16 protein-coding genes are annotated in these 24595 nt (G+C 67.5%); 4 read left to right on the top strand and 12 right to left on the bottom strand.

What is annotated here, in order from left to right:
• Positions 1 to 22 precede the first annotated feature (22 nt).
• Genes BRO63_RS09340 through dnaE form a run of 5 tightly spaced genes read right to left on the bottom strand, consistent with a single transcriptional unit; the run spans position 23 to position 7314 of the window.
• A complete protein-coding gene (locus tag BRO63_RS09340; RefSeq protein WP_088139439.1) occupies positions 23 to 1132 on the bottom strand; it encodes a glycosyltransferase family 4 protein in 1110 nt (369 codons plus the stop codon).
• A complete protein-coding gene (locus tag BRO63_RS09335; protein WP_088139438.1) occupies positions 1129 to 1881 on the bottom strand; it encodes a glycosyltransferase family 2 protein in 753 nt (250 codons plus the stop codon). Before BRO63_RS09335 ends, BRO63_RS09340 begins: the two co-directional genes overlap by 4 nt.
• Positions 1878 to 2726 carry a polysaccharide deacetylase family protein gene (locus BRO63_RS09330; RefSeq protein ID WP_088139437.1) on the bottom strand — a complete coding sequence of 283 codons (849 nt, stop codon included), beginning with the start codon at positions 2724 to 2726 and terminating at the stop codon, positions 1878 to 1880. The genes BRO63_RS09335 and BRO63_RS09330 overlap by 4 nt, the downstream gene beginning before the upstream one ends.
• Positions 2723 to 3823, bottom strand: coding sequence for a glycosyltransferase family 4 protein (locus BRO63_RS09325; RefSeq protein ID WP_088139436.1), 1101 nt, complete (start codon positions 3821 to 3823; stop codon positions 2723 to 2725). Before BRO63_RS09325 ends, BRO63_RS09330 begins: the two co-directional genes overlap by 4 nt.
• Entirely contained in the window at positions 3820 to 7314 is a 3495-nt protein-coding gene (gene dnaE, locus BRO63_RS09320; RefSeq protein WP_088139435.1) for a DNA polymerase III subunit alpha, read from the bottom strand. The genes BRO63_RS09325 and dnaE overlap by 4 nt, the downstream gene beginning before the upstream one ends.
• 140 nt (positions 7315 to 7454) lie before the next feature.
• Here dnaE and lpxO point away from each other — a divergent pair, with 140 nt between their 5' ends.
• Positions 7455 to 8354 carry a lipid A hydroxylase LpxO gene (gene lpxO, locus BRO63_RS09315; protein ID WP_088139434.1) on the top strand — a complete coding sequence of 300 codons (900 nt, stop codon included), beginning with the start codon at positions 7455 to 7457 and terminating at the stop codon, positions 8352 to 8354.
• A 50-nt stretch (positions 8355 to 8404) separates the two neighbouring features.
• Here the strand turns inward: lpxO and BRO63_RS09310 are convergent, their stop codons facing one another.
• From BRO63_RS09310 to hrpA, 3 genes are all read right to left on the bottom strand, one after another.
• Positions 8405 to 9700, bottom strand: a complete 1296-nt coding sequence (locus BRO63_RS09310; RefSeq protein ID WP_088139433.1) for an ABC transporter ATP-binding protein — start codon at positions 9698 to 9700, stop codon at positions 8405 to 8407.
• Positions 9701 to 9712: 12 nt separating this feature from the next.
• Positions 9713 to 11446 (bottom strand): ABC transporter permease, encoded by a 1734-nt coding sequence (locus BRO63_RS09305; RefSeq protein WP_088139432.1) that lies wholly within the window; start codon positions 11444 to 11446, stop codon positions 9713 to 9715.
• Between the two features lie 130 nt (positions 11447 to 11576).
• Entirely contained in the window at positions 11577 to 15503 is a 3927-nt protein-coding gene (hrpA, locus tag BRO63_RS09300; protein ID WP_088139431.1) for an ATP-dependent RNA helicase HrpA, read from the bottom strand.
• 217 nt (positions 15504 to 15720) lie between these two features.
• Between hrpA and argA the strand changes: the two genes are divergently transcribed.
• From argA to BRO63_RS09285, 3 genes are all read left to right on the top strand, one after another.
• Positions 15721 to 17079: an amino-acid N-acetyltransferase gene (gene argA / locus BRO63_RS09295; RefSeq protein WP_088139430.1), complete on the top strand. Its 1359-nt coding sequence runs from the start codon at positions 15721 to 15723 to the stop codon at positions 17077 to 17079.
• 96 nt (positions 17080 to 17175) lie between these two features.
• A complete protein-coding gene (locus BRO63_RS09290) occupies positions 17176 to 17448 on the top strand; it encodes an oxidative damage protection protein (RefSeq protein ID WP_013392664.1) in 273 nt (90 codons plus the stop codon).
• A 145-nt stretch (positions 17449 to 17593) separates the two neighbouring features.
• On the top strand, positions 17594 to 19546 hold the full coding sequence (locus BRO63_RS09285; protein ID WP_088139429.1) for a phosphocholine-specific phospholipase C: 1953 nt from the start codon (positions 17594 to 17596) through the stop codon (positions 19544 to 19546).
• 80 nt (positions 19547 to 19626) lie between these two features.
• On the opposite strand, the gene phoU is transcribed toward BRO63_RS09285, so the two are convergent.
• From phoU to BRO63_RS09265, 4 genes are all read right to left on the bottom strand, one after another.
• Positions 19627 to 20346 carry a phosphate signaling complex protein PhoU gene (phoU, locus tag BRO63_RS09280; protein ID WP_088139428.1) on the bottom strand — a complete coding sequence of 240 codons (720 nt, stop codon included), beginning with the start codon at positions 20344 to 20346 and terminating at the stop codon, positions 19627 to 19629.
• Positions 20347 to 20520: 174 nt separating this feature from the next.
• Complete coding sequence (rpiA, locus tag BRO63_RS09275; protein WP_088139463.1) at positions 20521 to 21201, bottom strand: ribose-5-phosphate isomerase RpiA; 681 nt, start codon at positions 21199 to 21201, stop codon at positions 20521 to 20523.
• 38 nt (positions 21202 to 21239) lie between these two features.
• Positions 21240 to 22901: an isovaleryl-CoA dehydrogenase gene (locus tag BRO63_RS09270; protein WP_088139427.1), complete on the bottom strand. Its 1662-nt coding sequence runs from the start codon at positions 22899 to 22901 to the stop codon at positions 21240 to 21242.
• A gap of 63 nt (positions 22902 to 22964) precedes the next feature.
• Positions 22965 to 24494 (bottom strand): amidase, encoded by a 1530-nt coding sequence (locus BRO63_RS09265; RefSeq protein WP_088139426.1) that lies wholly within the window; start codon positions 24492 to 24494, stop codon positions 22965 to 22967.
• Positions 24495 to 24595: the final 101 nt, after the last annotated feature.

Here is a 24595-nt window from a genome sequence, read left to right as displayed (position 1 = left end):
GGACGGATTATAAAGCCCGGTCCTATCCCAGCGTGCGTCGGTATACGTCCAGTGTGGCGGCGGCGAAACGGTCCAGGTTGAAATCCCGCAGGCTGGTTTCCCTGGCCTGGGCGCCCATGGCGCGCACGGCGTCGGGATGGTCCAGCATGAAACGCAGCTTGGCGGTGATGGCGGGCACGTCGCGCGCGGGCACGATCCAGCCGTCGACGCCATCGGTGACATTCTCGGGCAGGCCGCCGGCGTCGCTGACCAGCGCGGGCAGTCCCAGGCCCATGATCTCGCGGCAGGCGAACGACAGGGCTTCACGGTAGGACAGCACGAAGCCGGCATGGCAGGAGGCCAGCGCCGCCCGCACGTCGTCGAGCAGCCCGGGAAAGCGGACCTGGTCGATCATGCCCAGTTCGCGCACCCGCGCCAGCTTGGCTTCGTTGGGCGGATCGCCCGCCACCATCAGCAGGACGCGCGCGCGGTCCTCGGGCGGCAAGGCGGCGACGGCCGCCACCAGGTCGAGCCAGCCCTTGTCGTAGTCGGTGCCGCCGGCGCTGCCCAGCAGCAGCTTGCCCTGCCAGTCGGGCCCGAAGAAGATGGCGCGCAGCTTGTCCAGGCTTTCCGGCGGCGGCGGCGCGAAGAAGTTCGTGTCGATGCCGTGGCGGATGGTGGTGATGGGACGCTTGCCGTAGGGCGACTGCTGCATCAGGCCGTGGACGTAGTCGCTGACCGCGATGGCGTGGTCGGTCGCCAGCGCCACCCGCAACTGATGGCCGAAGCTCGTCAGCGGATGGTCGTTGTGCTTGGTGAAGACGATGCGCGGACGGCCGCGCATGCCCAGCGTGGCCAGCATGACCTGCTTGTGGTCGGCCGAGCCGTTGGCATGGATGATGTCGAAGCCGCCGGCCTTGATCAGCCGGCGCAGCCGCGCGCGGTCCTTGAACCAGGACGAAGGCCGCGTGGTGTATTGCATGTCCTCCACCGCCACGCCCGGAATCGCCTTGGCGTAGCGGTACAGGCGGCTGGTGGCCGGCGCCGCGATCGTGATCTGGTGGTCCTTGGACAGGGCCTTGGCCAGATTGATGATGTAGGTGACGTGCCCCCCGCCATTGCCGGCGTGGAAGTTGGTGTAGAGGATCTTCACTTCTTCTTCTCGGCCAGGAACATCAGCTTCGAATAGCGGAAGAAGCTGCCGGCCGAGGCCACGACCGCCAGCACCAGGCCGTGCTTGCCGTCGAGGAAGCCGCGCCGGATCAGGTAGATCCGCACAAAGGTCCAGAAGCCATGGCCCAGCGCGCCGAAGATCGAGGTGCGCCGGCCCTTCGCGTACATCATGGCGGCGGCGTCGGACGAATAGCGGTTGACCTTGGTGATCAGCGCATCCAGGTTGTCGTAGGGATAGTGGTGGAAATAGCCGCGCATCTGCAGCGGCTTGCCGTTGGCCGGCACCACGCGCTCATGCACGGCCACGTCGTTGAACCGCGCCGTGCCGCGCCTGAACAGGCGCAGCACGTAATCGGGCCACCAGCCGCTGTGGCGGATGTCGCGGCCGCAGAAATTCGACAGGCGCGCGATCTCGTAGGCGTCGGCGCGCGGCGCGCGCAGCGCTTCCTGGATTTCCTGGGCCAGTTCCGGCGTGACGCGCTCGTCGGCGTCGATGGACAGCACCCAGTCGCCCGTCGCCAGATCCAGCGCGCGGTTCTTCTGCGGGCCGAAGCCAGGCCAGTCCGGGGTCACTTCCACCCGGGCGCCCAGGGCACGCGCGACTTCCACGGTGCCGTCGGTGCTGCCCGAGTCCACCACGATGAACTCGTCGGCGAAGGCCACGGACTTGATGCAGGCGGCGATGTTCGCCACTTCGTTCTTGGTGATGATGATGACAGATAGCTTCATCCGCGATTCCTGAGACGCTTTTTCCAGGCTTTCCAGGCATGAAAGCGCGGCCCCCAGAAGGGATCGCGCGACAGCCAGATGCGCCGGTTCAGCCAGGAGCCGCCCTGGTTGCGCACCGCGAAACGATAAATGTGTTCGGGATCCGCGCCGGGGGTGTTCTGGCCGAAAGGGTCGGTAGTGTACAAGTGCCGGAATCCGGCCGCCCGCGCCGCGGCCACGTAGTCCGCGTCGAAATAGCCTTGCGGCCAGCAGAGATGGTCGCTGGCGGAGCCGAGGCGGCTTGTCAGCGTGTCGCGCGACTCCTGCAATTCCTGGGCGATATGGCCGCGCTTGGCGTCAACGTCGGCGCCGCAGACCTTGTCCCAGCGCGTATGGGTGTGCGTGTGGGAATGGAACTCGAAGGTGCCCGCCGCCTGCATGGCCTCGATCTCGCTCCAGCGCAGCATGGCCTCGTCGGTCCGGCCGGCCGCCACCAGCTGCTTGCAGGCGTCGTGGTCGGGCGTGGCGGGCAAGGGGCCGCCCTGGCCGGCATGCGGACGCACCGGCCCGTCGCCGATCCAGCCGGTGATGGTGAACAGCACGGCGCGCATGCCGTGGCGCGCCAACACCGGATGCGCATGCACCCAGTTGTTCAGGTAGCCGTCGTCGAAGGTGATCAGCACCGAGCGCTCGGGCGCGGCCCCGCCGGCCAGGTAGGCCGCGAACTGATCGGCGGACAACGATTGGTAGCCAGCCCGGGCCAGGCGCGAGATCTGCGCCTCGAACACCTCCGGCGTCGCGGCGATCATGCCGCCGGCCGGCGTGACGTGGTGATACATCAGCACCGGGACATTGGGCGCATTCATCCCGCGCGCTCCGCCAGCCATTTGGCATAGACGGCCTCGGTGGTTTCCGCCAGGCGGGCGGGCGAGAACACGCCCTCTTCCCAGACCATCTTGCGGCCGGCTTCGCCCATGCGCCGCCGCAGATCGGCGTCGTCGATCAGGCGCACCAGCGCGGCGGTGAGCGCCTCGGGATCCTTGGGCGGCACCAGGATGCCGGTCTCGCCATCGCGGAACATCTCGGACACCCCGCCCACGTCCGTGCCGACCACGGGCAGGCCGCTGGCCTGCGCCTCGACATAGACGGTGCCGGACGCTTCCTGCTGCGTGGCGAGGGCGAACAGATCGAAACCCGCCAGCAGATTGGGCACGTCGCGCCGCATGCCCATCAGATGGATGCGGTCCTGCAGCCCCAGCTCGGCCACATAGGCCTGGGTCTGCTCGAACACCGGCGAACCGCCGCCGACGAACACCAGGTGCAGCTTGGGCCGGCTGGCCATCAGCGGCGCGATCGCGTCGATCAGGTCCTTGTGGCCCTTGGTGGCGCGCATGACGGCCACGCAGCCGACCACGATGTCGTCGTCGGCCAGGCCAAGTTCCTCGCGCAGCGTGGAGCGTTCCACGGGCGGCGGCAGCACGATGGGCGAATAGACGGTGGCCACCTTGCCGGCAGGCACGCCGCGGTCGATGAGATGCTGGCGCACATGGTCACTGACCGTCGTGACCCTGTGCGGCAAACAGGTGTAGGACCACAGCGATCCCACCTTGTTGGACAGATGGCGGGTCCGCACGATGAGCGGCGTCCCCGCCAGCCGGCCCGCGGCAGCGGCTATGACCGTGTCGCGCCGGCTGTGGGTATTGAGCACGTCGAAGCGGCCTTCACGCAGGATGCCGCGGATGGTGGCGATGCCCTTCAGGTAATTCACCGCGCCATCCATTTCCAGGGTGTGCACGGGAAAGCCGGCATCCGACAGGCGTTCGGCCAAGAGCGCCTTGGGCTGGCAGATGGCTTCCATGTGATGGCCGCGCGCGCGCATGGCGGTCATCTCCTTGAAGATCCGGCCTTCCTGGCCGCCAAAGCTGGTTGCGGCTTCCGAGTGAACGATACGCATAGGCATCAATAGGTGACCTCCACGCCATCCGGCTTGGTCCAGTCGTTCAGGTTGGCAAGCAGCGTGTCGGCCATGCGGACGCGCCACTCCTCGCCCAGACGGACCGTGCACAGGAAATTATTCTTGGTATAGACGATATCGACCGGCACGCCGGGAATGCCGTTCTCCGGTTCGGCCCGGAACGGATTCAGCATCTGCCGCAGGCGGGCGGCGTCGGCGCTGCCGTTGAGCTTGACGCGCAGGGACTTGGCGCGGGCTTCGCGCGCCAGCTGCAAATCGTAGAGCTGTTCCGCGACGATGCGCATGCCGCCGGAGTAGTCGTCGTTGCTGACCTTGCCCTGGACGATGACGAGCTGGTCCTCGCGCAGGCGGTTGCGGTGCTTCTCGTAGAGCTCGTTGAAGACCGAGATTTCCACCTGCGCGGTGCCGTCATCCAGCACCGCGAAGACCATCTTGCCGCGGCGGGTCATCATGACGCGCACGCTGGCCAGCACGCCGCACATCCATTGCAGGTCGCGCTGCGGTTCGACCCGCACCAGCTGCATCGGCACGATGCGGCGCACTTCGTCGCGCCAGGCGTCGAACAGGTGGCCGCTGTAGTAATAGCCCAGCGCGGACTTTTCTTCCGTCAGTTTCTTGTGCAGGTCCCAGGGCGCGACCTTGGCCAGTTCGCCGGCCACCACGTCGCCGCTGTCGTCGCCGAAGAGCGAGGCCTGGTTGGCGCTGCGGGCCGCCTGCTCGGCGGCTTCCATGGCGGTGGGCACCGAAGCCAGCATCGCCGCCCGGTTGGGCTCGATGGTGTCGAAGGCGCCGGCCTTGATCAGGGCTTCGATGGTGCGGCGGTTGACCGCCTGCTTGCTGACGCGGCGGCAGAAGTCGAACAGGTTCAGGAAGGGGCCGCCTTCCTTGCGCGCGCGCAGGATGTCCTCGACCGCGCCCTGCCCCGTGCCCTTGACCGCACCCAGGCCGTAGCGCATGGTGCGCGGCGGCCTGCCCTTTTCAGTGTGCTTGTCGGCGACCGGCTCGAAGCGGTAGCCCGAGAAGTTGACGTCCGGGGGCAGCACCTCGACGCCGTTGTCCTGGGCGTCGCGGCAGAAGATCTGGACCTTGTCGGTGTCGTCCATGTCCGAGGACATGGTCGCGGCCAGGAATTCGGTCGGATGGTAGGCCTTGAGCCAGGCCGTCTGGTACGAGATCAGCGCGTACGCGGCCGAGTGCGACTTGTTGAAGCCGTAGCCCGCGAACTTCTCCATCAGGTCGAACAGCTTGACCGCCAAGTCCGGGTCGTGGCCCTTTTCCTTGGCGCCCTGCTCGAACAGTTCCCGGTGCTTGGCCATTTCCTCGGGCTTTTTCTTGCCCATGGCACGGCGCAGCAGGTCGGCGCCGCCCAGCGAGTAGCCGCCGATGATCTGCGAGATCAGCATCACCTGTTCCTGGTAGACGATGACCCCGTAGGTGCTCTTGAGGGTGTTCTCCAGGTCGTCGTGGAAATAATCCACCGCGGCGCGGCCGTGCTTGCGGTTGACGAAGTCGTCCACCATGCCCGATTCCAGCGGCCCCGGACGGTACAGGGCCAGCATGGCGATGATGTCTTCGAAGGTGTTGGGCCGCAGCTTCTTCAGCAGCTCCTTCATGCCGCGCGATTCCAGCTGGAACACCGCGGTCGTGTTGGCGTCGCACAGGATCTTGTAGGCGGCCGGATCGTCCAGCGCCAGGGCCATGACGTCGAAGTCGCGCTTGTCCTCGTTGAACTGGCGCACGTAGCGCACCGCCCAGTCCAGGATGGTCAGGTTGCGCAGGCCCAGGAAGTCGAACTTCACCAGGCCGGCGGCCTCGACGTCGTCCTTGTCGAACTGCGAGACCGCGCTGTTCTCCTGGCCGGGCTGGCAATACAGCGGGCAGAAGTCCGTCAGCTTGCCCGGCGCGATCAGCACGCCGCCGGCGTGCATGCCGATGTTGCGGGTCAGGCCTTCCAGCGGCTTGGCCAGATCCACCAGCGCGCGTACTTCTTCTTCCTGTTCGTAGCGGTCCTTGAAGGCCGGTTCGTCCTTCAGGGTGCGTTCGAGAGTCCAGGGATCCATCGGGTTGAACGGGATCAGCTTGGACAGGCCGTCACAGAACATGTAGGGCATGTCCAGCACCCGGCCCGCGTCGCGCACGACCGCCTTGGCGCCCAGCGTGCCGAAGGTGGCGATCTGGCTCACGGCGGCGCGGCCGTACTTTTCCTTGACGTAGTCGATGACCCGTTCGCGGTTGTCCTGGCAGAAGTCGATATCGAAGTCGGGCATGGACACCCGCTCCGGATTCAGGAAGCGCTCGAACAGCAAGTCGTAGCGGATCGGATCCAGGTCGGTAATGCCCAGGGCATAGGCCACCAGCGAGCCCGCGCCCGAACCCCGGCCCGGCCCCACCGGCACGCCGTTGTTCTTGCCCCAGTTGATGAAGTCCTGCACGATCAGGAAGTAGCCGGGGAAGCCCATCTGGATGATGGTCTTGCATTCCCAGCGCAGGCGTTCGTAGTACTGCTCGCGCTTGGAGGCGCGTTCGGCGGCGTCCGGGAACAGGAACTCCATGCGCTTTTCCAGGCCCTCTTCCGACAGCTGGACCAGGTAGTCGTCCAGACCCACGCCTTCCGGCGTGGGGAAGTTGGGCAGGCGCGGCTTGCCCAGCACCAGGCTGAGGTTGCAGCGCTTGGCGATTTCCACCGTGTTGGCCAGCGCCGAGGGCACATCAGCGAAGCGCCGCGCCATTTCCTCGGAGCTGAGCAGGTACTGCTCCTTGCTGAACCGGCGCACGCGGCGCGGGTTGGCCAGGATTTCGCCTTCGGCGATGCAGACCCGGGCCTCGTGCGCCTGGAATTCGAATTCGTCCAGGAACTGCACCGGATGCGTCGCCACCACCGGCAGGCCGGCCTCGCTCGCCAGGCGCATGGCGGCCTGGGTATAGGCTTCGTCGCCGTCCATGCCGGCGCGCTGCAACTCGATGTAGTAGCTGCCCGGGAACAGGTGCGCCCACTGGCGCGCCAGCGCCAGCGCCGACACGGCGTTGCCGGCGTCCAGCGCCTGGCCCACGTCGCCGCCGCGCCCGCCCGACAGGGCGATCAGGCCTTCCTGCCCCTGCAGCCATTCGCGGCGGATCTCCGCGCGGCCCTTGCCCTGGTTCGTCAGGAAGGCCTTGGACAGCAATTCGCAGAGATTGAGATAGCCCTGGTGGTTGCGCACCAGCAGCAGCAGGCGGAACGGCTTGCCGGGATCGTCATCGTTGGACAGCCAGACATCGCAGCCGGCGATGGGCTTGATGCCGGCGCCGCGCGCGCCCTTGTAGAACTTGATCAGGCCGAACAGGTTCGACAGATCCGTCAAGGCGACTGCGGGCTGGCCCAGCTTGGCCACGCGCTTGATGAGGTCGGGGATGCGCACAAGGCCGTCCACGACCGAAAATTCGGAGTGTACGCGCAGGTGAACAAATGGGGACGGGGTTGTTACGGCTTCTTCGGACATAAAGGGAATTGTACCTAGTCAACGCGGTCCAAGCCGAGGCCCCTGCGCTTGCGCAATGGACCACGCGGGCGCCTGTGTAACAATACACGTTGCACGTCATCCTTCATTGTTGACATGAGATTTACGCACGAGATTCACCTATGAAATGGCTAATTCCCGGGATCTGGCTCAGCGCCATCCTGTTTGCGCACTTCCGCGGCCGCGTCAAGCTGCCGCTGGGCCGGCAACTGCTGGACCATTCGGTGTTGCTCGCCCCTGTCAACGCCTTCATGGTGCTGACCTCGCGGGTTCCCACCACGCCCTACCTGACCACGAGCGAAATCGCCGAGCTCAAGGTGCTGGACGACAACTGGGAAACGATCCGCGAAGAAGCCCAGCAGATGGCGGAACTACGCCGCATCAAGGCCGCCGACACCCATAACGACATCGGCTTCAATTCCTTCTTCAAGTACGGCTGGAAGCGCTTCTACCTGAAGTGGTACGACGCCCGCCACCCGTCGGCCGAGGAACTCTGCCCCAAGACCGTCGCCATCCTGAAGACCCTGCCCAAGGTCAAGGCCGCGATGTTCGCCGAACTGCCGCCGGGCGGCCAGTTGAACCCGCACCGCGACCCGTTCGCGGGGTCCCTGCGCTACCACCTGGGCCTGGTCACCCCGAACGACGACGGCTGCCACATCATCGTCGACGGCGAACACTACAGCTGGCGCGATGGCGAAAGCGTGGTGTTCGACGAAACCTACGTGCACGAAGCCTACAACCACACCGACCAGAACCGCATCATCCTGTTCTGCGACGTGGAGCGTCCGCTGAAGTGGCGCTGGGCCGAAGCCTTCAACCGCTGGTTCGGCCGCGTCGTCATGTCCGCCGCCAGCTCGCCCAACGACGGCGGCGACCAGACCGGCGCCATCAACAAGCTGACCCACGCCCACTGGGTCATCGACCAGAAGCGCAAGGCCTTCAAGGCCTGGAACCGCAAGGTCTACAAGGCCACCAAGTACGGCCTGATCGTCCTGGCCGTCCTGGGATTCCTGGCTCTGTAGCGGTCAGCGGCGCCCGTCCAGGCCCGGGCGCCGGTTCGCATTTTCCGGGTCTAGGCCGGGTCCGGCGCGGGCAGCGTCAGCAGCCCGGTATGGTAGTCGTAGCCATAGATCTCGCCATAGCGCCCCCACTCCACCGCGATCTTCAGCACCCGTTCGGCCTCGTCGGGCTTCAGGAACTCCTCCAGCGAATCCAGGAAGTTCTTCTCGGGCAGCGCGCCGGCAGGTTCCTGCTCCAGGCTGTGGCGGATGTGGGCGGCCAGCGGCACGTGCGCCAGCAGCTGGCGGCCGAAAATCACCTGTTTCTGGGCTTGTTCGGCCAGCACGTAGCGCTGGCCGAGCGGCGTCAGGAAGATATCGCCGCGATCGATCCGGGCCAGGCCGAACAGGCCCAGCGCTTCGCAGGCCGGCAGCAGGTCATCGTCAGAAATCTCGGCCTCCTCGGCCAGCTTGGGCAGGTCGGCGCGGCCATTGAACGGCGCTTCGGCCAGCACGTCCAACACCCCCTCCATGCGCTCGACTTCGGTCTGCGGGAAACGGTAACCCAGGCCTTGCTGCAGCGGCGTGGGCACGTCGTGGGCAGGCCGCATCGTCATCAGCGCATAGACTTCGTCGATCAGCGCGCGCACCGGCGCGGAATCGACGTCGCGCGGCCGCGGCAGGCCCACCATGACCTGGCTGCGGATGCGTCCCGGGTCGCTGGAGAACACGATGATGCGGTCGGCCATCATCACTGCTTCCTCGATGTTGTGCGAGACGATCAGGATGCCCTTGGTGGAGATGCGGCTTTCTTCCCATAGCTCCAGCATGTCGTCGCGCAACGTCTCGCCGGTCAGGACGTCCAGCGCCGAAAAGGCTTCGTCCATCAGCAGCACGTCGGGATTCATGACCAGGGCGCGGGCGATGCCGACACGCTGCCGCATGCCGCCCGAGAGTTCGCGCGGCAAGGCCCCGCCAAAGCCGCCCAGGCCTATCAGATCCAGCACGGCGTCCGCGCGTCTGGCGCGCTCGGCCGCAGCCACGCCCTGGGCCTCCAGGCCCAACTCGACGTTCTGCTGGGCGGTCAGCCAGGGAAAGAGCGCGAACGACTGGAACACCATGGCGATACCCGACGCCGGGCCATACACAGGCTGGCCGCGATAGGTCACCGTGCCCTGGTCGGCGTTGACCAATCCCGCCATGATGCGCAACAGGGTGGACTTGCCCGAGCCGGACTTGCCTAGCAAGGCGACGATTTCACCCTCTTTCAGCGTGAAATCCACGTGTTCGAGCACATGCCGCTGGGTACCGTCGGCGGCGCGGAACGACTTGCCGACGTCGTGCAGTTCGATCAGGGAATTGGAACCCATGACTAGAGACTCCTAGCGGCCGCGGTCTTCGGCCAGCAAATACAGTTTGCGCCAGAAAAAGCGGTTCAGCAGCATCACGAAAATACTCATGACGCCGATGCCCAGCGCGATGCGATGGAAGTCGCCCAGCTCCGTCATCTGCTTGATGTAGCTGCCCAAGCCGTCCGCGACCAGCGACGTGTTGCCCCAGGTCACGTACTCGGCCACGATGCTCGCGTTCCATGATCCGCCGCTGGCGGTGATGGCGCCGGTGATGAAGCTGGGAAAGACCGCGGGCAGGTAGACACGGCGCCACAGCAGCCAGCCCTTGAGCCCCAGGTTGCCCGCGGCCAGGCGCAATTCGTTGGGGATGGTGGAGGCCCCAGCCACCACGTTGAAAAGGATGTACCACTGGGTGCCGAAGATGATCAGCGGGCTCAGCCAGATGTTGGGGTTGAGCTTCAACGCCACCATCACGAACACCACCGCCGGGAACAGCAGGTTCACCGGAAAGGCGGCCAGGAACTGCGCCACCGCCTGGACCCGCTGCGAATACTTGGGCCGCAGCCCGATCCAGACCGCGATCGGCACCCAGACCGCCGAGGCCAGGGTGATCAGCAGCATGACGCGCACCAGGGTGATGCCTCCCAGCCCGAGCACGTGCAGCACCTCGCCCCAACCCACGTCCTCGTGGACGAAGCGCACCAGCTTGTAGGTGGCCAGCAGCGCGCCCGCCGCCAGCAGCGCATCCCAGACCCGCGTCCAGCGCGGATCCGGCGCCTTGGCGCGGGCGCGGACCGAGGTGCCGTCGTACGGCACGCTGAACCAGCCCAGCGCGCGCCGCATGCGCGCCCAGAACGCATCGGACAGCGCCTTCATCCAGCGGCTGCGGCGGGTCCAGTCCAGCAGCCAGGACTGCTGGGCGGCATCGCCCTGCGATTCCTCGAAGCGGAACTTGTCGGCCCAGGCCAGCAGCGGCCGGAAGAACAGCTGGTCGTACAGCAGGATGCCCGCCATCATGGCGCCGATGGCCCAGGCGATGGCGCGGCCGTTTTCCGCCTCGATCGCCACCGCGATGTAGGAGCCGATGCCGGGCAACTTGATGTCCTGCCCCGCCACCGAAATGGCCTCGGCCGCGACCAGGAAGAACCAGCCCCCGGACATCGACATCATCATGTTCCACAGCAGGCCGGGCGTGGCGTAAGGCAGCTCCAGCCGCCAGAACCGTTGCCAGCCGGACAGCCGGAAAATGCGCGCCGCCTCGTGCAGCTCCGACGGTACCGTGCGCATGGACTGGTACAGGCTGAACGCCATGTTCCAGGCCTGGGAAGTGAAGATGGCGAAGATGGCCGCGCATTCGACTCCAAGCAGATTGCCCGGGAACAGCGCGATGAACGGCGCAATGGCGATGGCCTGGAAGCCCAGGATGGGGACGGACTGCAGGATGTCCAGCATCGGGATCATCGCCTTTTCCGCCGTCCGGTACTTGGCGGCGATGGCGGCAAAGACGAAGCTGAACAACAGCGAAAAGGCCAGCGCCGTGAACATCCGCAGGATGGTGCGCAGCAGGTAATACGGCAGGTAGGCCGGGTCCAGCGAAATCGGCAGTTCTTCCCCGATGGCGAAGGGGCGGCTCATCTGGGAGGCGCCGTATGCCATCAGCGCCAGCACGGCCAGCACCAGGGGCAAAAGCGCCCAGTCCCAGCGGTTCGGGGTCGAACGGGACGCCGCTCCCGGGCGGGTGCGCGTGCTGAAAAGCTCGAACATGGCGGCTATGCTCCTGGGAGCTGCGAGGAAAGGCCCGCGCATTGAAGCATAACCAGATGACGCGTCTCTGAACGGAAAACGACCTGAAATCCGGCGGTAATCCGGGACGGCTCGCACCGTCCCGGCGCGGTCAGCGCTTCAGGGATTCCCAGCTTTTCATCAGGCGCTTCACCGAAACCGGCATGGGCGTGCGCAACTCCTGCGCGAACAACGCCACCCGCAGTTCCTCCAGCAGCCAGCGGAACTCATCCAGCCGCGGATCCGGCGCCCCCTTCAAGGCCGACCGCGCGCGCTGATACTGGGTCAGCAACGGCGCCATCTCCGCCACCAGCTTCGCGTCCCGCGCCGGATCCGCGCGCAACTTGTCGATGCGCGCCAGCACCGCCTTCAGATAGCGGGGGAAATGCGCAAGCTGCGCATACGGCGTATCGCGGATGAACCACTTCGGCATCAGCGCCCCCAACTGCGCCTGCAAGTCCGCATAGGCCGCCGCATGCGGCTTGGCCTGCGGCAGCTTGCGTTGCACCGCCGCCCATTCCGTCAGCACCGCCCCCGCCAGCCGCGCCACTTCCTGCGCCAGGAGGCCCAGCCGGCCCTTGCCCTCGGCCCGCCGGGCCTCGAACTGCTGCTCGTTCACCGGCCAAGGATCGGCCAGGCAAGCCTGCCCCAGCGCGCAATCGATGATCTGGTCGCGCAGCTCTTCCTGCGTGCCCAGCGTCATGTAGAGCATGCTGATCTTGGTCAGGTCCGTCAGGTTCTTTTCCAGGAACTTCACCTGCTCGCGCAAGCCCAGCCGGAACAGCTTGAGCAGGCCCGCGCGATGGTGCTTGCGCGCTTCGTCCGGGTCGTCGAACACGTCCAGGTCGCAGTGCGCGCCGCGGTCCACCAGCGCCGGATAGCCGATCACCGACTGCCCGCGCCGCTTGATCTCCATGATCTCCGGCAAGGGGCCGAAGGACCAGGAGGTCAGGTTCTCGTGCGCCAGTGCCTGGGCGACCTGGGTGTCGCTGGCCGCCAGCTGCTGGAACGTGGCCTGCGCCTGCTTGCCGAATTCGGCCCGCAACTGCGCCAGGTTGCGCCCCGCCGCCAGCATGCGGCCGTGCTCGTCCACCACCCGGAAATTCATGAACAGGTGGGCCGGCAAGGTCTCCAGCTTGAAGTCGCCCGCCGCCGGCCGCACCTGCACCTGGTCCCACATGTCGGCGATGATCGCGTCCACCAGCCCCTGCTGCGGATCGGCCTGGCGCTCGAACCAGCGCTCGTAGAAACCCGCCGCGTAGTCCGGCAGCGGCACGCAATGGCGCCGCAGCTTCTGCGGCAAAGACTTCAGCAGCAGATGCACCTTCTCCTTGAGCATGCCGGGCACCAGCCATTCGCAGCGCGCCGGATCGATCTGGTTGAGCGCGAACAGCGGCACCGACAGGGTCACGCCGTCGCGCGGCGAACCGGGTTCGAAGTGGTAATCCAGCGCCATCGACACGCCCTGCCATTCCACCTTCTTGGGGAAGACATCGGTCGTGACGCCCGCGGCCTCGTGCCGCATCAGCTCGTCGCGGGTCAGCATGAGCTTGGCGGCGGAGGCCTTGTCCAGCCCCGACACCCACTTTTCCAGCGAGGCCGTCTGCGAGATGTCGGCCGGCAGCTGCCGGTCGTAGAAGGCGTGGATCAGCTCGTCGTCGACCAGGATGTCCGGACGGCGGGTCTGATGTTCCAGCTTTTCGATGCCGGCGATCAGCTTGCGGTTGTGCGCCACGAACGCCAGCCGCGTGTCGATCTCACCGGGCACCAGGGCCTGGCGGATGAACAGCTCGCGGGCGTGGGTCGGATTGACCCGGCCGTATTGGATGCGCCGGCCGGTGTAGATGGTCAGCCCGTACAGCGTGGCCCGTTCGTTGGCCACCACCTGCCCGGCCTTCTTTTCCCAGCGCGGATCGGACCAGTTCTTGCGGATCAGGTGCGCGCCGATTTTTTCCAGCCACACCGGGTCGATCCGCGCCACGCAGCGCGCGTACAGCCGCGTGGTCTCGACCAGTTCGGCCGCCACGATCCAGCGCCCCGCCTTCTTCACCAGCCGCGAACCGGGGTGGATATGGAAGCGGATTTCGCGCGCGCCCTGGTAGTGGCCGCCTTCGTCGCTCTTGAAGCCGATATTGCCCAGGAGGCCCGACAGCAGCGCCATGTGCAGCTGCTCGTAGGTGGCCTCGGCCTGGTTCAGGCGCCAACCCTGCTCGCCCACCAGCGCGGCCAGCTGGGTGTGCACGTCGTGCCATTCGCGCAGCCGGATCGGCGACAGGAAATTCTGGCGCAGCAAGGCCACCAGCTTGCGCTGCGAGGCCTTGTGCTGCACCTGCTCGCCATACCAGCGCCACAGCTTCAGGAAAGAGATGAACTCGGACTTGTCGTCGGCGAACTTGGCGTGCGCCGCCTCGGCCGCCTCGCGTTCCTGCATGGGGCGGTCGCGCGCGTCCTGCACCGACAGGGCCGAGGCGATGATCAGCATTTCGGCCAGGCATTGGTGTTCGCGCGCCGCCAGGATCATTCGGCCGATGCGCGGGTCCACCGGCAGCTTGGCCAGTTCGTGGCCCGTCTGGGTCAACGCGAAGGACGAGCCCGTGCGGGACGCCTCGGCATCGTCGTCGGAGGCGGACACCAGCTCGATCGCGCCCAGCTCCTGCAGCAGGTGATAGCCGTCGGCCACCGCGCGGCCCGGAGGCGCCTCGACGAAGGGGAACTGTTCGATGTCGTCCAGCTTCAGCGACTTCATCCGCAGGATGACCGAGGCCAGCGACGAGCGCAGCACTTCCGGGTCCGTGAACGGCGCCCGGTTGTTGAAGTCCAGCTCGTCGTAGAGCCGGATGCAGACGCCCGGCCCGACCCGGCCGCAACGGCCGGCGCGCTGGTTGGCCGAGGCGCGGCTGATCGGCTCGATGCGCAGCTGCTCGACCTTGTTGCGCCAGGAATAGCGCTTGATGCGCGCCAGCCCGCTGTCGACCACGAAGCGGATGCCGGGCACGGTCAGCGAGGTTTCCGCCACGTTGGTGGCCAGCACGATGCGCCGCGCGTTGGTGCGCGGATGGAAGATCTGCTCCTGCTCGGCCTGCGACAGGCGCGCGTACAACGGCAGGACTTCGGTGCCGGCCGGATGGCGCTTGCGCAGCGCCTCGGCGGATTCGCGGATCTCGCGCTCGCCGGGCAGGAACACCAGCACGTCGCCCGGGCCGTGGCGCGCGCATTCGTCCACCGCGTCCACGATGGCGTCGATCAGGTCGCGCTCTTCGTCGCCCGACACGCGCTCGCGGTCGCGGCCGGGCTTGGCCGGCGCGGCCTCGTCTTCCGGGAGTTCCTCGCGCACGGGGCGATAGCGGACCTCGACGGGGTAGAGGCGGCCGGATACTTCGATGACGGGCGCCAGCTTGTCCTCGGAGGCGCCGAAGTGCCGCGCGAAGCGCTCGGCGTCGATGGTGGCCGAGGTAATGATGATCTTCAGGTCCGGGCGGCGCGGCAGCAGCTGCTTCAGGTAGCCCAGCAGAAAATCGATGTTCAGGCTGCGCTCATGCGCCTCGTCGATGATGATCGTGTCATAACGGCGCAAGAGCGGGTCGCGCTGCGATTCGGCCAGCAGGATGCCGTCGGTCATCAGCTTGATGGACGCGTTGGGGCCGGTGCGGTCGTTGAAGCGCACCTGGTAGCCCACCACCTCGCCCATGGGCGTGTTCAGCTCTTCGGCGATGCGCTTGGCCACCGAGGTCGCGGCCAGGCGGCGCGGCTGGGTGTGGCCGATCATCTTCTGGCGGCCGCGGCCCAGTTCCAGGCAGATCTTGGGCAGCTGGGTGGTCTTGCCCGACCCGGTTTCGCCGCTGACGATCACCACCTGGTGATTGGCGATGGCGCGCGCGATCTCCTGGCGCCGCGCGCTGACGGGCAGGTCTTCGGGGTAGGTCACCACGGGGATGGGCCGCTCGGGACGCGGCGCGCGGGGCGCGTTGCGCGCGTTGGCCGCCGCCGGGGCCGCCGCGTCCGCGCTCTTGGGCGCGCGCGGGCTGGAGGATTCAGGCATGTACGATTTGTCCGGTTAGCCCGGCATTATAAATTTCCGCGGACCTCCTGCCGGCCCGCCGGGCGCAAAACGGAAAATCCGGCACCAAATTGGCACTCTTTTCCCCCTGCGCCGGGGCGCGACGGTCATATAATTTCGCCACGCCGTCGCCCGACGGCGCTATGGCGCGGCACGGCGCCGCGTTTTTTGCTTACTCTCAGGAATCCTTCCACCCATCATGCCCGACCTGGAACCAGACACCGTCTCCGCCCTCGAAGCCCCAGAATTCGCACCCGCCCAGTTCGTCCGATGGTTCCGAGAAGTGGCGCCCTATGTGCATGCGTTCCGAGGCAAGACATTCGTGGTGGCGTTCGGCGGCGAACTGGTGCAGGCCGGCGCGCTGAACGCGCTGGTGCAGGATCTGTCGCTGCTGTCCTCGCTGGGCATCCGCCTGGTGCTGGTGCACGGCTCGCGTCCGCAGGTCAATGAGCAGTTGCGCCTGAAGGGCTTTACCCAGCAGTTCGACCGCGGCCTGTCGCCCACCGACGCCGCCGCGCTGGAATGCGCCAAGGAAGCCGCGGGCGAAATCCGCCTGGACATCGAGGCCGCCTTCAGCCAGGGGCTGCCGAACACGCCCATGTCGCACGCCCACATCCGCGTGATCTCCGGCAACTTCGTCACCGCCCGCCCCACCGGCGTGCTGGACGGCGTGGACTACAAACACACCGGCCAGGTGCGCAAGATCGACATCGACGCGCTCAAGTTCGCCATCGAAAAAGGCTCGTCCGTGGTGCTGCTGTCGCCGCTGGGCTTCTCGCCCACCGGCGACGCCTTCAATCTGGCCATGGAAGACCTGGCCACCAGCGTCGCGGTGGCGCTGCGCGCCGAAAAGCTGATCTTCCTTTCCAGTTCGCAGGGCGTGCTGAACGACGACGGCACGCTCGACACCGAACTGGCCCGGGTGGACGCCGATGCGCTGCTGGCCGGCGGCGAGCTCGACGAAGAAACCCATGCCTTCCTGCAATACGCCTCGCTGGCGGTCAAGCGCGGCGTGGCCCGCGCCCACTTGCTGCCGTTCGCGCTGGACGGCAGCGTACTGCTGGAAATCTTCACCCACGACGGCGTGGGCACCATGGTGGTGGAAGACACGCTGGACGACCTGCGCGCCGCCACCATCGACGACGTGGGCGCCATCCTCAGCCTGATCGAACCGCTGGAAGCCGATGGCACCCTGGTGCCGCGCCCGCGCAGCGTGGTCGAGCGCGACGTGGAAAACTTCACCGTGCTGGAGCACGACGGCGTGATCTATGGCTGCGCTGCCCTGCATACCTTCGCCGAAGAGCAGATGGCCGAGATGGCCTGCCTGATCGTGCATCCGGAATGGCAGGGCTCGGGCGAAGGCGAAATCCTGCTGCGCCACATGGAATCGCGCGCGCGCGCCACCGGCGCCAAGCGCCTGTTCGTGCTGACCACGCGGACCTCGCACTGGTTCATGAAGCGCGGGTTCGTGCAGGGCGGCATCGCCGACCTGCCGCGCGAAAAGCAGCACAACTACAACCGTTCGCGCAACAGCCTGGTCTTCATCAAGAAGCTGTAACAGCCGGGCTACCCGCAGGGCCCGCAGGGGCTTGGCGCCGCCACGGCGCCAAGCCCGTTAAAATGCGGGATTACTCATTTCTTCCGGCAGCGAACCATGGCCCGTATCGTCAACTGTGTGAAATTGAAGCGTGAAGCCGAAGGGCTGGATTTTCCGCCCTATCCCGGCGAACTCGGCACCAAGATCTGGCAGAGCATTTCCAAGGAAGCTTGGGAAGAGTGGAAGGGCATCCAGACCCGCCTGGTCAACGAAAACCGCCTGAACCTGGCGGATGCGCGCGCCCGCAAGTACCTGAAAGAACAGATGGAGCGTTTCCTGTTCGAAGACGGTACCGTCGAAGCGCAGGGCTACGTCCCGCCGTCGGCCTGATCCGGCAGCGCCTTTCCGGCCGCAAGCGGATAGCGGCCGACCCAATGCAGCCCCTCGCCCGCGAGGGGCTGTTCATTTCCGGCGCCCGCTCCCGCCATGGCGCCGGCCTTAAGATTCAAGTATTGCTGGCCGTATCATCGCTGTCATGAAAGAAGAATCGAGCCTGTCCCCTTCCGCCGTCCCCTCCTCGCCCATCGAGCGCGCGCTAGCCATCGGGCCCGACCGCCGCACGGGCACCCTGCAGGATGTGCGGCACGTCGTGATCCTGATGCAGGAAAACCGGTCCTTCGACCATTATTTCGGCACCTTGCCCGGCGTGCGCGGCTTCGCGGATCCGCATCCCGCACCCACGCTGGCCGGCAACGTGCTGACGCAGGCTGACGGCGCAACACAGGTTCGTCCCTATGCCTTGCAGGCGGAATACGCCAGCGATGCGCAGGTGGGCTACATCACGCCGCACACCTGGGATGATGCGCAGCGCGCCTGGAACGACGGCCGCATGGACCAATGGCTGCCCGCCAAGAGCCGCCTGGGCATGGGCGCCTATCGCGGCGCGGAGATACCGTTCCAGACCGCGCTGGCAAACGCCTTTACCTTGTGCGACGCCTATCATTGCTCGATCCACGCCGGCACCAATCCCAACCGCCTGTTCCTGTGGACCGGCACCAATGATCCGCAGGGCCTGGCCGGCGGCCCGGCCCTGGTCAACACCTACGATCGCCTGGGTTCCGCCAGCGAAGGCTACGCCTGGACCACCTATCCCGAACGTCTGCAGACTGCCGGCGTGGACTGGCGCATCTACCAGGACATGGCCGACAACTATCACGACAACCCGCTGGCGGGCTTCCGGCAGTACCGCCGGCAGCACGCGGACGGCGGCGCCGACGCCCCCTTGCGCGACCGCGGCCTGTCCACCTACACGCTGGACGAGCTGGCCCGCGACGTCGCCCAGGGCACGCTGCCGCAGGTGTCGTGGATCATCGCGCCCACCCCCGACTCCGAGCACCCCGAGGTCTCCTCGCCCGCGCGGGGCGGCGCCTACACGGAACGCGTGCTGGAGATACTGACGCGCAATCCGGAGGTCTGGAGCCGTTGCGTGTTTTTCGTCACCTATGACGAGAACGACTGCTTCTTCGATCACATGCCCCCACCCGCGCCGCCCGCCCGCGCGGCCGGCGGCCTGCCCGGCGGCCTGTCCACGGTCGAGCTGGACGGCGAGTACCACGACGCGCGCCACGGTCCCAGCGCCGCCACGCGGGACGATCCCGCGGGCCTGCACGGCCGCGGATTCGGACTGGGGCCGCGCGTGCCCATGCTGGTGGTCTCGCCCTGGAGCCGCGGCGGCTGGGTCAACTCGCAGGTGTTCGACCACACCTCGGTGATCCGCTTCCTGGAGGCGCGCTTCGGCGTGCTCGAACCCAATATCAGCGCCTGGCGGCGCGAGATCGCCGGCGACCTCACCTCGGCCTTCGACTTCGCTGCCGACCGCGGCGCCCACGCCGAAGGCCGCCGCCAGGCCTGCGCCATTCCCTATGCACTGGATGTCCAGGGCAGGATGGCTGCCGACGGCGGGCATTACCGGCTGACCCTGCGCAACCCCGGCGTCGCGGGCGCGGTGCTGCAGGTGTATGACCGCCACGCACTGGAACACGCTCCGCGCCGCTACACCGTGGGCGCGGGCGCACGGCTGGACGACGGCTGGCGCCTGCACGCGGGCGGCTCCTATGACCTGTGGCTGCTGGGTCCCGACGGCCTGCACCGGCAATTCCGCGGCGATGCGCGCGATGCGGGCACGCTGGAGGCGCAAGTCATCCACGCGGCGGCAGGCTTGACCCTGCGCCTCGTCAATCGCGGCGAAACGCCGCAGCCGGTAAAGGTGGAGTCGCGCATGGGCGACGGCTGGTGCGCCATGGCGCACGTGCAGGCGGACGGCTCGCTGGAACTCGCCTATGGCGGTTGCCAGGGATGGTACGACCTGGAGGTCAGCGCGCCCGCCATGCCGGCCTTCGGCCGCAGGCTGGCGGGCCGCATCGACGCCGGCAAACCCGGCCTGCCGGACCCCCGCCTACAAGCTGGGGCGGCGCTGCCGCTGGACTGACGCAAGGCGTTTGGCGGCGCCGCGACGCAATCTCCGAAGCCAGACGCCCGGCGAGGCCGCCGGGCGTCAGACTGCGGCGATTACTCTTCCGTGTCTTCTTCTTCGCCGCGCGCCAGGCGTTCGGTGTTCTTCACGCCGGTATGGCGCACGTCGGCGCCCTTGACCATGTAGATCACGCGTTCGGACATGTTCTTGGCATGGTCGCCGATGCGTTCCAGCGCGCGAGCGATGAAGATCATGTCGATGGCGCGCGAGATGGTGCGCGGGTCTTCGATCATGTAGGTGATCAGGTGGCGCAGCGCGCCCTTCCATTCCTTGTCCACTTCCTTGTCGCTGCGCACGACGGCGGCGGCCTGGATGGGATCGAGGCGGGCGAACGCGTCCAGCGCCTGATGCAGCATGGTGCGCACATTGGCGGCCATGTGGCGCAGCTCGATCACCGGGATGTGGCGCAGCTCGGCTTCGTGGATGCGGCGCGCGACGGTGGCGACCTTCTCGGCTTCATCGCCGGAACGCTCCATGTCGGTCAGCATCTTGGACACGGCCATCAGCATGCGCAGGTCGATGGCGGTGGGCTGGTGGCGCGCCAGGATGCGGCTGATGCTCTCGTCGATTTCGACTTCGTGGCGGTTGACTTCCTTTTCCCGCTCGCGAACCTTGTCGACCAGCGACATGTCGCCGCTGGCGAGCGCGTCGATGGCCTCCTGGATCATGGCTTCCACCAAGCCGCCCATTTGCAGGAACTGCGAACGGACGCTTTCCAGGTCCGCATCGAACTGCTTGTTTGTATGCTCCGACATCCGGGCTCCCTGCGTGGTTGGTCTCATTGCACTGCCCTGATAAAAGGATATTACGGGGGTGGGCTTGCACAACCCGCAAGGTTATGACCCAAGTGTGACAGGATTATGAATGCGGTCCCCGGCGGCCACAAGGCGGGCCGGCCGGGGCCATGCCGGAGATCGCCGGAAGCGGAATCAGGCGCGGCGGTCCAGGCGGCGGATGCCGTTCTGCGTGGCCAGCAGGGCCACGTCGGCGCCCGCGATCGCGAACAGGCCGCAGGTCACCACGCCCGCCAGGTTGTTGACCCGGGCTTCCAGGCCCAGCGCGTCGGTGATGGACAGGCCGGACACGTCCAGGATGATGTTGCCGTTATCGGTGACGAATCCCTCGCGCAGCTTGGGCTGGCCGCCCAGCGCCGCCAGGGCGCGCGCCACGGACTCGCGGGCCATGGGAATGACTTCGACCGGCAGCGGGAACTTGCCCATGGTCTGCACCAGCTTGGATTCGTCGGCGATGCAGATGAAGCGCTCGGCGACGGAGGCCACGATCTTCTCGCGCGTCAGCGCGCCGCCGCCGCCCTTGATCATGTGCAGGTTGGCGTCGATCTCGTCGGCGCCGTCGACGTAGATCGGCATCGTCGTGATGTCGTTCAGGTCCAGCACCTTCAGCCCATGTCCGGCAAGCCGGGCGGCGCTGCGCTCGGAACTGGCCACCGTGCCGGCGATCCGGCCCTTGAAACGGGCCAGGCCGTCGATGAAGAGATCCGCCGTGGAGCCCGTGCCCACGCCGATGATGGCGTCCGGGCCGGCGACCTGTTCAACGAATTCCAGGGCCGCGTCGGCGGCTTGCTGCTTGAGTTCTTGCTGGGAAAGCATGGCGGAAAAATGCGGGAAGGTTGTTTGAGCCAGGAAATTTAGCACGCGGCGGCAGGCCACGCCCGCGCCAGGATGGCCTGCGCATCCGCGTCCGCCGCCAGTTCGCCGAACACGCCGCCGCCCGCGCTCAGGCGGCTGGCGACAAAAGCCCGAGCCACCGGCGCAGGCGCATGCTGGATCAGCAAGGCCGCCTGCCACAACCGCGCCAGGCCGGCGGCAATGCGGCGCGCCTGGAACTCGGCCTGGGCGCCGTCGGCCAGCAAGGCCCGCCAACGCGCCAGCGCGTCGTCGAAGTCCTGGTACTGGCCCGCCGCCTGCGCGAACTCGCGCTCCAGCGCGGGCAGCGCGCCGGCCTCGCGTTGCAAGGCCCGCAACACGTCCAGCGCCATCACGTTGCCGGAGCCTTCCCAGATGGAATTGACCGGGGTTTCACGGTAAAGCCGGGGCATGGGACCGTCGTCCACGTAGCCGTTGCCGCCCCAGACTTCCATGCATTCAGCCACCGCGGCGATGGCCCGCTTGCAGACCCAGAGCTTGGCGGCCGGCGTGCCCACGCGGACCAGGGCCCGCGCGCTGGCATCGCCACGCTCGTCCACAGCGCGCGCCAGCCGCAGGCCCAGCGCCATGGCCGCCTCGCTTTCAAGCGCAAGATCGGCCAGCACGTTGCGCATCAGCGGCTGTTCGATCAAGGGCTTGCCAAAGGCGTGGCGGTGGCGCGCATGATGGGCCGACTGCACCAGCGCCTGCCGCAGCAACGCCGCGCTGCCCAGCACGCAATCCAGCCGGGTGGTGGCGGCCATCTCCAGCAGCACCGCCAGGCCACGGCCCGGTTCGCCCACCATGACGCCCCAGGCATCCTCGAACTCGACCTCCGCGCTGGCGTTGCTGCGGTTGCCGAGCTTGTCCTTGAGCCGGCGCACGCGCACGGCATTGCGCGGTCCGTCCGGTATCCAGCGCGGCACGAAAAAGCAGCTGAGCCCTTCGTCGGTCTGGGCCAGCACCAGGTGCGCGTCGGCCTGCGGCACCGAAAAAAACCATTTATGGCCGACCAGCAAGTAGGCGCGGCCGCGGCCGGGCGCGCCTACCGGCGTGGCGCGCGTGGTGACGGCGCGCAGGTCCGAACCGCCCTGCTTTTCCGTCAGGCCCATGCCGATCAGGGCCGAGCGCTTGGCGGCCAGCGGCGCGTCGGCGCCGTCGAACTCCCGTGAATACAGGGCGTTCAGCCACTGCCCGCCGAAGTCCACGACACCCGCGGGTTCGCGCTGCAGCAGCGGCACCGCGGCAAACGTCATGGTGGTGGGACACAGGCTGCCCGCCTCGACCTGGCCCTGCATGAGATAGGCCGCGGCCCGCGCCACCTGCGCGCCCGGCTCGGGCTGCGCCCAGGCGCGGCTGTGCAGGCCGCGCGCCATGATGCCGCCCATCAGCAGATTCCAGGACGGGTGGAATTCGACGCGGTCGATGCGATGGCCGCCGCGGTCGTAGCTGATCAGGCGTGGCGGGCAGCGGTTGGCCTGCGCGCCGGCTTCCAGCGTCTGTGCACGGCCCAGCCAGGCGCCATGCGCCGCCAGATCAGTCGCCCAGGCTTGCGCGCCTTCGCGCCGCACCGCCTCGCGCAAGGCCGGGTCGGTCTCGTACAAGGAGTAGTCCTCCAGGGGCGGCACCTGGTTGGATACGTTGTGCGTCGCAAACGATGACATGGCTGCTCCCTGGATCGGTCCTCTGATGCGCCGCCCGCCCCGGCGCGGTCTGCCCCTTCGGGCCTATCTGGCCATCGGCGCCACCAGGGCCCAGGGCCGCAGCGCCTCGACCTGCGCCGCCAATTCCAGCAGCAGCGCCTCGCTGCCCAACGGCCCCATGAGCTGGATGCCGATCGGCAGGCCGTCGGACGACATGCCGAAGGGGATGGAGATGGCGGGCATGCCGGTCAGGTTGGCCAGGGGCGCAAAAGGCGAATAGCCGATGACGCCCTTCTTGCCCAGACGGTAGGCCAGGTAATCGGCGTTGTCCATGGCGTAGCGGCCGATGGGCGCCGGTGGCTGCGCCAGCACCGGGCTCAGGAACAGGTCGTAGCCATGCGCGCCGTCGCGTTCCAGGAAGCGGCCGACCCGGCGCGTGATCTCGTGGCAGGTATCGACGCAGGCCACGTACTGCGCGCCCGAGATGGCGCGGGCGTACTCACGCGCGCCCAGCGTGGTCGGCTGCAGTTCGTCGGCGGCCAGCCGGCGGCCGCGCGCGGCCACGAAGGCGTCGATGGCGTTGGCCGCCGCGCTGGCGATGAGCGGCAGCATGGGCGACAGCACCTCCTCGGATCCCACCGGCGGCGCGGCAGGCGCCAGCTCATGGCCCAGCGAAGCGAAAAGGCGCGCGGCCTCGTCCACGGCGGCCGCCACTTCGGGGTGGATGGCCTCCCCCTCGTAGGTCGTATTGACGAAGGCGATACGGCGCCGCGCGGCCGATTGCGGATCGGCGGCGACGCGCGCCACCACGGCGCGATAGGAATCCGCCGGCAGCGCCGGCGCGGCATAAGGCGCGCCCACGTCGGCGCCGGCGCTGATGTCCAGCGACGCGGCGCAGTCGCGCACCGACAAGGTCATCATGTGTTCGGTGGCCAGGCCGCCCCAGCCTTCACCCTTCAGCGGGCCCAACGGCATCAGGCCGCGCGAGGGCTTCAGGCCCAGCACGCCGCAGCAGGACGAGGGAATGCGGATCGACCCGCCGCCATCGCTGCCATGGGCGATGCGCACCATGCCGCTGGCCAGCGCGGCGCCCGCGCCGCCGCTGGAGCCGCCGGCGCTGTGGCCGGCCTTCCAGGGGTTCTGGGTGGCCGGTCCGTAGACCGGCGATTCGGTGGTGGGGCTCAGGCCCAGTTCCGCGCTGGTCGTGCGGCCAAACGGAATCAGGCCAGCGCGGCGGTAGCGCTTGACGATCTCGGCGTCGACGTTCCATTCCACCTGGCCGTACAACACCGAGCCCATGGCGCTGGGCAGGCCCAGTGCCGCCGTGCCCAGGTCCTTGAGCAAGGTCGGCACGCCCAGGAACGGACGCTTGCGCAACTGCGCCAGCCGCTGTTCCTGCGACAAGCCGGCCAATTCCTCGTCCAGCGACTGCGCCAGGCGCAGGCCGATTTCCGCCTGCAGGCCGCAGGCCGCGTTGATCGTGGGATTGCGGGCCGCCACCCGGTCCACCGCCTGCTGCATCGCAACAAGCGCAGTGGTGGCCCCTTGTGCGATATCGGCGCCCAGCGCCGTCGCGTCCAGGGTGGAGGAATCATGGCGTTCAGCGGTGCTCATGCTTGCAATGCTCCAGGTGTCTGACGGCGGATTGCCGCTAGCGCCAGGATATCGGCAGTCGCAGCGGGCAACAAGCTCACGCCCCTGCGATGCCGCCGGCA

Origin of the sequence: Achromobacter xylosoxidans (genome assembly GCF_002192695.1) — a bacterium.
GTDB lineage: Bacteria > Pseudomonadota > Gammaproteobacteria > Burkholderiales > Burkholderiaceae_B > Achromobacter > Achromobacter xylosoxidans_C.
Note: the sequence above shows the minus strand (reverse complement) of the source record. Positions and strands in the feature narration are given on the sequence as shown.

Coding starts and splice junctions, on each gene's coding strand:
- BRO63_RS09305 (WP_088139432.1), bottom strand. CDS start 11,446: ATGTTCGAGCTTTTCAGCACGCGCACCCGCCCGGGAGCGGCGTCCCGT.
- BRO63_RS09330 (WP_088139437.1), bottom strand. CDS start 2,726: ATGAATGCGCCCAATGTCCCGGTGCTGATGTATCACCACGTCACGCCG.
- BRO63_RS09270 (WP_088139427.1), bottom strand. CDS start 22,901: ATGTCATCGTTTGCGACGCACAACGTATCCAACCAGGTGCCGCCCCTG.
- BRO63_RS09265 (WP_088139426.1), bottom strand. CDS start 24,494: ATGAGCACCGCTGAACGCCATGATTCCTCCACCCTGGACGCGACGGCG.
- BRO63_RS09285 (WP_088139429.1), top strand. CDS start 17,594: ATGAAAGAAGAATCGAGCCTGTCCCCTTCCGCCGTCCCCTCCTCGCCC.
- phoU (WP_088139428.1), bottom strand. CDS start 20,346: ATGTCGGAGCATACAAACAAGCAGTTCGATGCGGACCTGGAAAGCGTC.
- BRO63_RS09335 (WP_088139438.1), bottom strand. CDS start 1,881: ATGAAGCTATCTGTCATCATCATCACCAAGAACGAAGTGGCGAACATC.
- BRO63_RS09290 (WP_013392664.1), top strand. CDS start 17,176: ATGGCCCGTATCGTCAACTGTGTGAAATTGAAGCGTGAAGCCGAAGGG.
- rpiA (WP_088139463.1), bottom strand. CDS start 21,201: ATGCTTTCCCAGCAAGAACTCAAGCAGCAAGCCGCCGACGCGGCCCTG.
- lpxO (WP_088139434.1), top strand. CDS start 7,455: ATGAAATGGCTAATTCCCGGGATCTGGCTCAGCGCCATCCTGTTTGCG.
- BRO63_RS09310 (WP_088139433.1), bottom strand. CDS start 9,700: ATGGGTTCCAATTCCCTGATCGAACTGCACGACGTCGGCAAGTCGTTC.
- argA (WP_088139430.1), top strand. CDS start 15,721: ATGCCCGACCTGGAACCAGACACCGTCTCCGCCCTCGAAGCCCCAGAA.
- hrpA (WP_088139431.1), bottom strand. CDS start 15,503: ATGCCTGAATCCTCCAGCCCGCGCGCGCCCAAGAGCGCGGACGCGGCG.
- dnaE (WP_088139435.1), bottom strand. CDS start 7,314: ATGTCCGAAGAAGCCGTAACAACCCCGTCCCCATTTGTTCACCTGCGC.